The sequence below is a fragment of the Pseudomonas sp. AC239 genome, assembly GCF_979258545.1.
On record NZ_OZ409864.1, the window covers coordinates 357,627 to 370,019 of the forward strand.

Sequence of the window (12,393 nt, forward strand, 5' to 3'; positions counted from 1 at the left end):
GGGATTTGTTGTTGGAACGGCATCCTCCCGGGAGGAAAAAATGCACGCTTCTGTCGCTTGTATCGCAAACGTCGTGCCAGATTGGTGCGAATGGCAGCAAGCCTTTTGATATCAGGGCCTGCGGGATTTTCCTGTCACCAATCAGTGACTTGTGGCATGGCGGATTTCCGCCAACTGAGCGTCCAGCGTCCTGCAATTTGGCGGAAATCCGCCTTGTGACGTTGCCGGCCCGCCATTACGATCGGTGCCTGAACAAGGATTGCCGCTTATGCGCGAACGCACCATCGCCAGCCATTTCGCCCGTGCCGCTCTTGGCGGCGCACGCCGGCGCGGCCTGGATTATTCAGGCCTGTTACAGCAAATGGGGATCAGCCCGGAGTTGCTCGACGAGCCCCGCGCGCGGATTGCCCCTGAGCAGTTCACCCGGCTGATTCAAGGGCTGTGGCTGGCGCTGGACGACGAATACCTGGGTTTCGGTAACGCCCCGAGCAAGCCCGGCAGCTTCGCCATGATGTGCCACGCCTCGATTCACTGCCGCAACCTGGAGAAGGCTCTGCAACGCGGTTTGCTGTTTTATAGCCTGTTCCCCGACGCCCCGCGCCTGGCTCTGCGCCGCGAAGACGAATGGGTGCGTTTGAGCCTGGACGACGCGCAGTGGTGGGATCCGGATCACTTTCTGACCGAGAGCCTGCTGGTGATCTGGCATCGCCTCGGCAGTTGGATGATTGGCCAGCGCATTCGCCTCGAGCAGGCGTCTTTCAGCTATCCGCGCCCCGAGCACGGCGGCGAATACGACTTGCTGTTCCCCTGCCCGCTGACCTTTGATGCCGAGCAGAGCAGCCTGCTGTTTCACAGTCGCTACCTGGCCATGCCGCTGTTGCAGGACGAACGCACGCTCAAACATTTTCTCGAACGCTCCCCCGCCGACCTGCTCTCACGTCCGGACGACGGCGACAGCCTGAGCAGCCGCCTGCGCCGCTTGCTCAGCCGCGACGCGGCACATTGGCCGGATCTGGAAGCCGTCGCCGCGCATTTGCATATCAGCCCGCAAACCTTGCGGCGGCATTTGCGTGAGGAAGGCACGAGTTTTCAGGAGCTCAAGGATCAGCTGCGGCGGGATATCGCCATCTATCATCTGGGCCGGGCGGATCTGTCATTGCAGCAGATTGCCGAGCAGCTCGGGTTTTCCGAGCCTTCGGCGTTTCACCGGGCATTCAAGAAATGGACGGGGCTGACACCGGGGGCTTATCGGGCGCAGGAGTTGTGAAGTCAGACGCCTTCGCGAGCAGGCTCGCTCCCACAGGGGAATGCGTTTCAAGGTGGGAGCGAGCCTGCTCGCGAAGAGGCCGGCACGGCCAACCTTCACACCGCAGGAAAATGAATCCTGAACGCCGCCCCGCCCATCGGCGAATCGCCCAAAGCCAAACGGGCGTTGTAGCTTTCGATGATGTCCTTGACCACCGCCAGCCCGATCCCCTGCCCCGGATGCTGGGCGTCCAGACGCTCGCCGCGTTCGAGAATCCGCGCGCGCTGATCGAGCGGTACACCCGGCCCGTCATCTTCTACGCACAATTCGATCCCGGCCAGTGACTCGCGCACGCTGACCCGCACTTCGCCGAGGCACAGGCGATAGGCGTTTTCCAACAGGTTGCCGAGCATTTCCAGCAAGGCGCCCTGCTCGATCGGCACGTAGCAATGTTCCGGCAGATCAAAGGTCACGCGCACGTGTTTGTCGCGGTAGACCTTGTCCAGCGTATCGCAGAGGCTTTTGAGCACCGGTTGCAGGCGCACCTGATGGCGCACCAGGCCGCTTTTGCGCAGGCTGGCCCGTTGCAGTTGGTAGCTGATCTGCTGGCTCATGCGTTCGATCTGGCTTTGCAGGACCCAAGCCTGGTCGCGGTCTTCCGGGCGCTGCGCCATGTCTTCGCTGACACCTTGCAGCACCGCCAAGGGGGTTTTCAGGCTGTGGGCGAGGTCGTCGAGGGAGTCGCGGTAGCGGCTGCGCTGCTGGCGTTCGCTGAGCAGCAGGCGGTTGAGCGAGCCGGTCAGGCGCAGCAGTTCACGCGGGTGTTTTTCCGTGAGGCTTTCGCGAGTGCCGCCTTCGATTTCGTCGAGTTCCTGGCTCAAGCGGCGCAAGGCCTTGAGGCCCCAGGTCAGGCCGATCCATAGCAGCGCCAGCAAAACCAGCAATGCCGCGCCGAAGCCCAGATAGAGGTTTTCGCGCAGGCCTTCGAGAGTGGTTTCGTATTCGCGCACCGGTTGCAGGGCGACGATGCTGAACGCTGCGCTTTTGCCGCCGAGCAATTTGACTTCGACGTCGTAGACGAAGAACTCCTGACCGCTGGCTTCCCGGATCCGCGCGAACTCGTTACCGAGGCCGTCGTAACGCGGTTTGTAGTTGATCTGTTCTTCCTGAGTCGCTTTCGAACGCCACACCAGTTTGCCGTCACGGTCGTAGATATAGCCGAGCAAGCGGAAATCAGTGAGATTGAAGCGCTCGTCCGGCAATTGCGACGGCATCACCAGCCGACCGTTTTCCACCCGCGCGGCGGAGATAAGTGTGGTGACGTCGGACGCCAGGCGTTGTTCGATCGAATCCTGCAAGGCAAGGCTGAACGCACCCTGCATCGCCGGCAGCAAGGCAAGCATGAACAACACCGCCAACGTGGTGGCGGCGAGCATCAAGCGAACGCGAAGGGAACGGATCAAGTGCAGCGCTCATTGAACAGGTAGCCGAGGCCGCGCACGGTGTCGATCGGCTTGAACCCGGCCGGGCCTTCGAGTTTGCGCCGCAGACGGCCGACCAGCACTTCGATGACATTCGGATCGCGCTCGTCATCGTCCGGATAAAGCTGCTCCATCAAGCGATCCTTGGGCACCACTTGCTGATGATGGCGCATGAGGTATTCGAGGATGCGGTACTCGTAGGCGGTCAGCGCCAGCGGCTGCTCATCAAGGCTCGCCTGTTTGCGATTGAGGTCGAGCAGCAACGGCCCGGCAACGATGGTCGACTGGGTGAAACCGCTGGAGCGGCGCAACAATGCGTTGAGGCGTGCGTCGAGTTCTTCGAACTGGAACGGCTTGACCACGTAATCGTCGGCACCGGCGGCGAGGCCTTCGACCTTGTCCTGCCAGTTGCCGCGCGCGGTGAGGATCAGGATCGGAAAGGTCTTGCCGCCCGAGCGCAACTGGCGGATCAGGTCGAGGCCGCCCATGCCCGGCAGGCCGAGATCGATCACTGCCAGATCGAAGTTGTACTGTCCGGTCTGGTACAGCGCCTCCTCGGCATTGGCCACGGACTCGACCACATGACCGCTTTCCGTCAGGCGGGTTTGCAGGTGATGACGCAACAGCGCCTCATCTTCGACGACCAACAGTTTCATGTCCTTCTCCCCATCACTTGAACACTCCAGTCACAACCTGTGGGAGCGAGCCTGCTCGCGAATGCGGTCATTCAGTCAACGATGATGTTGAATGAAACATCGCTTTCGCGAGCAGGCTCGCTCCCACACTTCAATCGGCGGCAACCGCTTAGAAATAGTAGTTGGCCGACAGGTAGGTCTGCGCGCTGCTGGTCAAGTCCAGCGAGCCCTGTTTGCTGCCGCCGCTCTCTTTCATTTCGGTGCTGGCGTTGCTGCGCAGGTAACGGTAACCGAGTTCCACCGACGTGTTCTGCGAAACCTGCTGCAACACACCGACCTGACCACCGATGGCGTAACCCATGTCGCTGTCACGGCTGAAGCCTGGCGAATCCTGCGTCAGCTTGGTCAGACCGGCGGTGGCGCCACCGAACAGTTTGGTGCTGCCGCCCACCGGGTAGAACAGGTCATAGCTGCCGAGCAGATTTTCCTGGCGCAGTTTAACGCCATTGTGCGAGCCGGAAACGTTGTCGTAGGTGGCGTAGTAGCGGCCCTGGCTGTTTTGCTGACCGAGGCGCATGCCGTAGGTGTTGTTGCCGTCGATGGCCCCGGTGGCGTTGGGGTGGCCAAGGTTATTGTTCAGCGCGTGGGACTTGTCGATCTTGTCGCTGGTCTGGCCGAACGTCAGGCCGGCGAAGTTGCTGGTGTCGTCGGCATTGGCCGCGATGCTGGAGCCTAACAGGGTAAAAGCCAGCAGCAGTTTGTTGATACGAGTCATGGGTATTTCCTCTTTCACAGTGCTGTTTGGGTATGGCGCAAGGTTACTCAGCCGCCCCTGTACGGCCCCTGAACCGTCTCTGAACCAGACCTGAACCAGATCGACTAGGCTGTTCTGACCACTTTCAATAAGGAGACCCGACCATGCGCCTGTTCCTCGCCCTGACTTTGCTGGCGGTCAGCAGCCTCACCCAGGCTGCGATCAAGACTGAGGAAATCTCCTACCAAAGCGCCGACGGCAGCCAACTGATCGGTTACTACGCCTATGACGACGCGATCAAAGGCCCACGCCCCGGCGTTGTCGTGGTTCACGAATGGTGGGGGCTGAACGATTACGCCAAGCGCCGCGCGCGAGACCTCGCCGAACTCGGCTACAGCGCGCTGGCCATCGATATGTACGGCGAAGGCAAAAACACCGAGCACCCGAAAGACGCCATGGCCTTCATGCAGGCAGCGACCAAGGACGCCGATGCTGCCAGTAAGCGCTTCGCCGCCGGGCTCGATCTGCTGAAGAAGCAACCGCAGACCGACCCGAACAAAATCGCCGCCATCGGCTATTGCTTCGGTGGCGGCGTGGTGCTGAATGCGGCGCGTCAGGGTGTGCCGCTGGCCGGTGTGGTGAGTTTCCATGGCGCGCTGGCAACCAAGACCCCGGCGACTCCGGGCAGCGTCAAGGCGAAAATCCTCGTCGAGCACGGTGCGCTGGACAGCATGGTCACTCAGGACCACGTCACCGCCTTCAAGTCAGAGATGGACAAGGCCGGGGCGGACTATCAATTCGTCAGTCTGGATGGCGCCAAGCATGGTTTCAGCAATCCGGATGCCGATCGTTTGAGCCATGGCGAGCATGGCGGGCCGGACATTGGTTACAACAAAGCGGCGGACGAGAAGTCATGGGCGGATATGCAGGCGTTCTTCAAGAAGGTTTTCGGTTGAGTCAGTAACGACCGAGGCGTGGCTTTCGCGAGCAGGCTCGCTCCCACACCGGATATCTGTCGCACAGAAGATCCTGTGGGAGCGAGCCTGCTCGCGGAGGCTTTACCGCCGATCTCGACCTCGCCCCGACTAACCGGCAAAATGCCCGCCATGCATACCACCCTCGCCCTGCCCGCCTGCTGCACTGCCCTCGACAGCCATTGGCCGTTGCCAACGGTGCTTGCCGATACCGTGCTGCTCAGTACCCACTTCGATCCGGCACAGTTGCTCGGCGATGACTTCCAGCGCAGCGCTGTACTCGCGCCGCCAAGCATCCAGCGCTCGGTGGCCAAGCGTCAGGCCGAGTTTCTCGCCGGGCGCATCTGCGCCCGTGCCGCGCTGCACCAACTCGAAGGCCTGAATATCGTTCCGCCGATCGGCGAAGACCGCGCCCCGGTGTGGCCAGCGCACATTTGCGGTTCGATCACCCACAGCACCGGCCGCGCCGCAGCGATTGTCGCCAACAAGCAGCACTGGCGCGGCCTGGGCATGGATCTGGAAAACCTGTTGAGCCACGAGCGCGCCGAACGCCTGGCCGGGGAAATTCTCACCCCAGCGGAACTGCAGCGCATCGCAGCGGGATCTGAGGATCAGTTGGCGTTACTGGTGACCCTGACGTTTTCGGTCAAAGAGAGTTTATTCAAAGCGCTGTACCCGATCGTGCAGCAGCGCTTTTATTTCGAGCATGCCGAAGTGCTGGAATGGACTGCGGCGGGTCAGGTCAGGCTGCGGTTGTTGACTGATTTGTCCGGCGAATGGCGCAACGGATCGGAGCTGGAGGCGCAGTTCGGAGTGCAGGATGGGCAGTTGTTGAGTCTGGTCAGCATTCCTGCCTGAGGATTTGCATTGTCGGCAATGGCGCTATCGCGAGCAGGCTCGCTCCCACAGGGGATTGCATTTCAAATGTGGGAGCGAGACTGCTCGCGAAGGCGGTATCCCGTATCTCAGCGGCGCTCCTGATTTCTCGGCCAACTCAGACTGAAACACGCCCCACCCAGGCTCTTGCTCTTGCCAATGATCGCGCGGCCGTCGTGCCAGTGAATGATCCGCCGCACAATCGACAAGCCCAGACCATGCCCGCCCGAGGCCCGCGTGCGGCTATCGTCGAGGCGCAGAAACGGCGTGAAGATCCGCTCCCATGCCACCTCCGGCACTCCCGGCCCGTCATCCTCGACGTCGATCCGGCAACGCAACTGGCCGACCTGATAACTCACCGTCACCTGCGAGTGCGCATGGCGCATCGCGTTGCCCACCAGATTCTGCAGCGCCCGATGCAAATAACGCGGTTCAGCCTCGACCCAGGCGCCGTCATTGTCGGCCGATGACAAACACAAACCGCGCTGCACCGTGACCTCGGCGCGCAGTGGCGCCAATTCTTCGATCACCTGATTGACCAGCGCATCCAGGTCGATGCGCTGGAAGGTCAGCGCCGGCGAGCCCTGTTCCAGCCGCGCGTAGGTGAGCATTTCGTCGACCAGCTTATCGAGGTCCTCGATGTCGTGATCCATGCCTTCGCGGTATTTCTCCAGTGCCTGCGGGGTGGTCGCCGTACCGATCATCTCCAGACCGAAACGCAGCCGCGCCACCGGCGTGCGCAACTCATGGGATACCGCGCGCACCAGTTCACGCTGGATCGCCAGCAGTTGCTGCAAATGCTCGGCCATGCCATTGAACGCCGACGCCAGCCGCCCGACCGAGTCGGCTCCGCGTGCAGGTACGCGGGTTTCCAAGCTGCCCTTAGCGATGCGCGTGGCCGCTGCTTCGAGGCCGCGCAAACGCCGCTCAAGCTGACGCACCAACAGATAGACGATGAGACCGATCAGCGTCAGACCCAGAGCGGCAATCAGCACCAGCCATTCCGGCGGGTACGGATTCATCTGATACAGCGGGCCGATTTCCAGCACCCACGGCGTGCCGACCATGCCGGCGAAGACACGGATCGAATCGCCGCCCTTGCCCAGCGCCATCACCGTATCGCCCTCGGCCACGCGGCGGCTCTGGTCTTCGTCCATGTCGGCGTCATTTACCGTGACCAGACGCAGATCGAAGCCGAAGCCCTTTTCCTGCTTTATCTGCGCCAGACGTTTGGGCTGTTCGCCGACCGGTACTCGCACCAGTTCATCGGCGAGCAAATAAATGGTCGCCCGGGCCAGTTGCTCGCTGATCTGCTGTACCTCGCCCACCAGCATCATTTGCTCTTTTTCGCTGATCAGCCGATAGACCTTGGCCGCGTGTGGCCCGGTTTGCTCGACCAGCGCCTGACCGCGCAACACACGGGTGCGCTGGGCCAGATCGAGGTCGCTTTCAGAAAATTTCTTCAGCGTCAGCGGAATGCCGAGCAGCCGCTCCCACACCAGCAACGCGCGGTGGCGCTCGGTCTGGTTCATCGGTTGCAGGTTATCGGCCATCAGCGAAAAGGTGCCGTGGGCCAGGCGTTCGCGGTATTGCTCACTGCGCACCTGATTGAGCAGGTTCAGTGCCAGCACGCCGAGCACCGCCACCAGAATCAGCGCGGCGCACATGCCGCCGTAGATGCGCAGGAAGATCGAATTCACAGCGCCAGGTCTGCACAGGCTTCCGGGACGAACAGGTAGCCTTTGCTGCGAATGGTCTTGATCAGACGCGGATGATCGGGGTCGTCGCCGATTTTCGGACGGATGCGTGAGATGCGCACGTCGATCGAGCGGTCCTGGCCGTCATAGCCGATGCCGCGCAATGCGGTGAAGATTTCTTCGCGGGAAAGAATCCGCCCCGCGTTGGACACCAGCAGCCAGAGCAGGTCGAACTCGGCGCTGGTCAGCTCGATGCCGTTGTCGCTCAGCCAGGCTTCACGCAACGCGTTGTCGACCACCAGCGGGCCGAATTGCAGGCGACGGGATTTTTCCGCGGCCGGTTCCGGTGTGTCACTGCGTCGCAGCAACGCCTGGATCCGCGCCAGCAACAAACGCGGGCGCACCGGTTTGCAGACATAGTCGTCGGCACCAAGGTCGAGGCCGTGGATCTGATCAGCGTCATCGGTGCGCGCGGTGAGCATCAGGATCGGCCCGTCGTACTGGCTGCGCACCTTGCGGCAGATGCTCAGGCCATCCTCGCCGGGCAGCATCAGATCGAGGATCACCAGATCCGGCTGCTCCCTGATGATCCGCGCCGCCGCCAGCGCACCGTTGCCTTCGATCTCCACGCGCAGGCCATTGGCTTGCAGGTAGTCACGGGTGAGCTCGGCCAGTCGCTGGTCATCCTCGACAATCAATACCTGCCAGGTTTGTTGCTCCACCGGTGACCTCTGTTTGCTGTTTTTATTAAAAGAAGAAAGACAATCGCCTGACACGGACAAAACCTGTGGGAGCGAGCCTGCTCGCGAAAGCGTCTGTTGCTCCAACCTGAATGCTCAGTGGTCAACCGATTCGCGAGCAGGCTCGCTCCCACAATCCTGCGTGTACCTCCCGATCATCTGTCATGTTTCAGGAGGATAAAAATGCCCATGCAGCCAGCGATTGTATAAACGCCGGACACCCGGAAAACAAGTCGGTAAATGCGTTCGGACAAGGCGGAATTCTGTGATAGGGTTCGCGCCCTTAAAAAACCGCTGTAACGTTTTCCAGGCAAAAAAACAGTGACAAACGGTCTGGCTCAGCAGGTTCGCGGCCTACACGCGTTTTCCCTGTTTCTTACACAAATTACGCACAGGCTTATCCACAGGTAGTACGTTGCAATCCCCCCCTGAAACGCATTATCTTGTAGCACCGCGAAAACGCAGACCCTACATATAGGGTTTTCGTCTAAATCGCCCAACCACATTTCAGACCTGAAACTCAAGCGCTTTATGGCGAGTTTCCGGTTGAACGAACGAGTTTTTTCAAGCCCAAACCGCACTGGCGGATGGCACCGTTTTATTTGGTCCGAAACGGACAAAACGGTATGGGTGTTGCAGTCATGACTGTCACCCGCGAAGGAATCCGGTGGCGAGCTTCGGCTGGCTACCAAAACTTCGGCAAGGATGCGGCGTTGCAGCCTTTTTCCTACTGTTCCGAAGTTTGTAATGCCGACGCCCGTCGGTTGCAGTGCTTCGGTACAGAACGGTGAGCACCATGACGGTGCCAAACAAACATAGAGAATGTGGAGACCACCCCCCATGCAAACCGACACAACTCGCGAGAACCCGCAGGGCACCTTGCCGCAGGCCGCCGATTCGACTTCGGATCTGGCAGCCACCGCGCCTGGCCAGCTGCGCGTGATCAAGCGTAATGGCACTGTCGTTCCTTACACCGATGACAAGATCACCGTCGCTATCACCAAAGCGTTCCTCGCAGTTGAAGGCGGCACCGCTGCCGCTTCGTCGCGAATCCATGACACCGTGGCGCGTCTGACCGAACAGGTCACCGCGACCTTCAAGCGTCGCATGCCATCGGGCGGCACCATCCACATCGAAGAAATCCAGGACCAGGTCGAACTGGCCCTGATGCGTGCCGGCGAGCAGAAAGTCGCTCGCGACTACGTGATCTACCGTGACGGCCGTTCGAAAGAACGCGCTGCCCACGCCCCGGCCGAAGCAGCCGTCAACGCGCACCCATCGATCCGCATCACCCGCGCCGACGGTAGCCTCGCGCCGCTGGACATGGGCCGCCTGAACACTATCGTCACCGAGGCCTGCGAAGGCCTGGAAGAAGTCGACGGCGACCTGATCCAGCGCGAAACCCTGAAGAACCTGTACGACGGCGTCGCCCTGACCGACGTCAACACCGCACTGGTGATGACCGCCCGCACCCTGGTCGAGCGTGAGCCGAACTACTCGTTCGTCACCGCCCGCCTGCTGATGGACACCCTGCGTGCCGAAGGGCTGAACTTCCTCGAAGTCGCCGAAAGCGCCACCCATCACGAAATGGCCGACCTGTACGCCAAGGCCCTGCCGGCCTACATCGCCAAGGGTATCGAGTTCGAACTGCTGAACCCTGTGCTGGCCACCTTCGACCTGGAAAAACTGGGCAAGGCGATCAACCACGAGCGCGATCAGCAATTCACCTACCTGGGCCTGCAGACCCTGTACGACCGCTACTTCATCCACAAGGATGGCGTGCGTTTCGAACTGCCGCAGATCTTCTTCATGCGCGTGGCCATGGGTCTTGCGATCGAAGAGAAGCAGAAAGAAGACCGTGCGATCGAGTTCTACAACCTGCTGTCCTCGTTCGACTACATGGCTTCGACTCCAACCCTGTTCAACGCCGGTACCCTGCGTCCACAGCTGTCGAGCTGCTACCTGACCACCGTTCCGGATGACCTGTCGGGCATCTATCACGCGATCCACGACAACGCCATGCTGTCGAAATTTGCCGGCGGCCTGGGCAACGACTGGACGCCTGTTCGTGCGCTGGGTTCGTACATCAAGGGCACCAACGGCAAGTCGCAAGGCGTGGTGCCGTTCCTCAAAGTGGTGAACGACACCGCTGTGGCCGTGAACCAGGGTGGCAAGCGCAAAGGCGCGGTGTGTGCCTACCTGGAAACCTGGCACATGGACATCGAAGAGTTCATCGAGCTGCGCAAGAACACCGGTGACGATCGTCGTCGTACCCACGACATGAACACCGCCAACTGGATCCCTGACCTGTTCATGAAGCGTGTCTTCGATGACGGCAAGTGGACCCTGTTCTCGCCATCCGAAGTACCGGACCTGCACGACCTGACCGGTAAAGCCTTCGAAGAGCGCTACGAGTACTACGAAGCGCTGACCGAGTACCCGGGCAAGGTCAAGCTGTTCAAGACCATCCAGGCCAAAGACCTGTGGCGCAAAATGCTGTCCATGCTCTTCGAAACCGGCCACCCATGGCTGACTTTCAAAGACCCGTGCAACCTGCGCAGCCCGCAGCAGCACGTCGGCGTGGTCCACAGCTCGAACCTGTGCACCGAGATCACCTTGAACACCAACAAGGACGAAATCGCCGTTTGCAACCTGGGCTCGATCAACCTGCCGAACCATATCGTCGACGGCAAGCTCGATACCGCCAAGCTGCAACGCACCGTGAACACCGCTGTGCGCATGCTCGATAACGTGATCGACATCAACTACTACTCGGTGCCGCAAGCGAAGAACTCCAACTTCCGCCACCGTCCGGTCGGTCTGGGCATCATGGGCTTCCAGGACGCTCTGTACCTGCAGCACATTGCCTACGGCTCCGACGCTGCCGTCGAGTTCGCCGACAAGTCGATGGAAGCGGTCAGCTACTACGCGATCCAGGCTTCCTGCGACCTGGCCGACGAGCGCGGCGCCTACGAGACGTTCAACGGCTCGCTGTGGTCCAAAGGCATCCTGCCGCTGGATTCGCAACAGATCCTGATCGAACAGCGTGGCGAGAAGTACATCGACGTCGACCTGAAGGAAACCCTCGACTGGGCACCGGTTCGCGCCCGTGTACAGAAAGGCATCCGTAACTCGAACATCATGGCCATCGCACCGACCGCGACCATCGCCAACATCACTGGCGTTTCGCAGTCGATCGAACCCACCTACCAGAACCTGTACGTGAAATCGAACCTGTCGGGCGAATTCACCGTGATCAACCCTTACCTGGTTCGCGATCTGAAAGCTCGCGGTCTGTGGGACTCGGTCATGATCAACGACCTGAAGTACTACGACGGTTCGGTGCAACAGATCGAGCGCATCCCGCAAGAGCTCAAAGAACTCTACGCGACCGCGTTCGAAGTGGACACCAAGTGGATCGTTGACGCCGCCAGCCGTCGTCAGAAGTGGATCGACCAGGCCCAGTCGCTGAACCTGTACATCGCCGGCGCATCGGGCAAGAAGCTCGACGTGACCTACCGCATGGCCTGGTACCGTGGCCTGAAAACCACTTACTACCTCCGTGCCTTGGCCGCGACCAGCACCGAGAAGTCGACCATCAACACCGGCAAGCTGAACGCTGTTTCCAGTGGCGGCAACCACGGCGACGATTCGGTCCTGGCCGCTCCGGCAGGTCCGGCACCCGTGCCAAAGGCCTGCGCGATTGACGAGCCGGATTGCGAAGCTTGCCAATAAGCTGAGCTGAGATCAGGCGTTGCGAGACGCCTGGAATCTCAAGGCAAACAAAACCCCCGACAGACTTCTGGTTTGTCGGGGGTTTTGTTTTTGGAGGCCTTGGCGGCCTTTGGGCCGACCGGGCTCTTGAGGTTTTGGGTGTATATCCGTTGCTGCGGGTGTTGCCGCTGGCGGTTTCGCTCTTACAGCGAGTCACCTTTTTCAGACGCCAAAAAGGTAACCCAAAAGGCTTTGCCCCGGCGTACGGCCCGCTCG

The 12,393-nt window shown here is 60.8% G+C and carries 9 protein-coding genes; 4 read left to right on the top strand and 5 right to left on the bottom strand.

Annotation, left to right across the window (positions count from 1 at the left end; translation table 11 throughout):
• Nucleotides 1-268 precede the first annotated feature (268 nt).
• The gene (locus tag ACZ0AZ_RS01685; protein WP_463538602.1) at nucleotides 269-1,267 is read left to right on the top strand and encodes an AraC family transcriptional regulator; all 999 of its coding nucleotides are present in this window, start codon (nucleotides 269-271) and stop codon (nucleotides 1,265-1,267) included.
• Nucleotides 1,268-1,362: 95 nt separating this feature from the next.
• On the opposite strand, the gene ACZ0AZ_RS01690 is transcribed toward ACZ0AZ_RS01685, so the two are convergent.
• The 3 genes from ACZ0AZ_RS01690 to ACZ0AZ_RS01700 all read right to left on the bottom strand — a co-directional run bounded on the left by ACZ0AZ_RS01690 (nucleotide 1,363) and on the right by ACZ0AZ_RS01700 (nucleotide 4,137).
• Entirely contained in the window at nucleotides 1,363-2,709 is a 1,347-nt protein-coding gene (locus tag ACZ0AZ_RS01690) for an ATP-binding protein (protein WP_024013980.1), read from the bottom strand.
• Nucleotides 2,706-3,383: a response regulator transcription factor gene (locus tag ACZ0AZ_RS01695; RefSeq protein WP_016773623.1), complete on the bottom strand. Its 678-nt coding sequence runs from the start codon at nucleotides 3,381-3,383 to the stop codon at nucleotides 2,706-2,708. The genes ACZ0AZ_RS01690 and ACZ0AZ_RS01695 overlap by 4 nt, the downstream gene beginning before the upstream one ends.
• Before the next feature lie 148 nt (nucleotides 3,384-3,531).
• On the bottom strand, nucleotides 3,532-4,137 hold the full coding sequence (locus ACZ0AZ_RS01700) for a hypothetical protein (RefSeq protein WP_463538603.1): 606 nt from the start codon (nucleotides 4,135-4,137) through the stop codon (nucleotides 3,532-3,534).
• Nucleotides 4,138-4,280: 143 nt separating this feature from the next.
• Here ACZ0AZ_RS01700 and ACZ0AZ_RS01705 point away from each other — a divergent pair, with 143 nt between their 5' ends.
• Nucleotides 4,281-5,072 carry a dienelactone hydrolase family protein gene (locus ACZ0AZ_RS01705; protein WP_463538604.1) on the top strand — a complete coding sequence of 264 codons (792 nt, stop codon included), beginning with the start codon at nucleotides 4,281-4,283 and terminating at the stop codon, nucleotides 5,070-5,072.
• 150 nt (nucleotides 5,073-5,222) lie between these two features.
• Nucleotides 5,223-5,948, top strand: coding sequence for a 4'-phosphopantetheinyl transferase family protein (locus ACZ0AZ_RS01710; protein WP_463538605.1), 726 nt, complete (start codon nucleotides 5,223-5,225; stop codon nucleotides 5,946-5,948).
• A 107-nt stretch (nucleotides 5,949-6,055) separates the two neighbouring features.
• On the opposite strand, the gene ACZ0AZ_RS01715 is transcribed toward ACZ0AZ_RS01710, so the two are convergent.
• Both ACZ0AZ_RS01715 and ACZ0AZ_RS01720 read right to left on the bottom strand, forming a co-directional pair.
• The gene (locus ACZ0AZ_RS01715) at nucleotides 6,056-7,666 is read right to left on the bottom strand and encodes an ATP-binding protein (protein ID WP_463538606.1); all 1,611 of its coding nucleotides are present in this window, start codon (nucleotides 7,664-7,666) and stop codon (nucleotides 6,056-6,058) included.
• Entirely contained in the window at nucleotides 7,663-8,385 is a 723-nt protein-coding gene (locus tag ACZ0AZ_RS01720; protein WP_415761767.1) for a response regulator, read from the bottom strand. Before ACZ0AZ_RS01720 ends, ACZ0AZ_RS01715 begins: the two co-directional genes overlap by 4 nt.
• A gap of 858 nt (nucleotides 8,386-9,243) precedes the next feature.
• Here ACZ0AZ_RS01720 and ACZ0AZ_RS01725 point away from each other — a divergent pair.
• Complete coding sequence (locus ACZ0AZ_RS01725; protein WP_024013986.1) at nucleotides 9,244-12,138, top strand: ribonucleoside-diphosphate reductase subunit alpha; 2,895 nt, start codon at nucleotides 9,244-9,246, stop codon at nucleotides 12,136-12,138.
• Nucleotides 12,139-12,393: the final 255 nt, after the last annotated feature.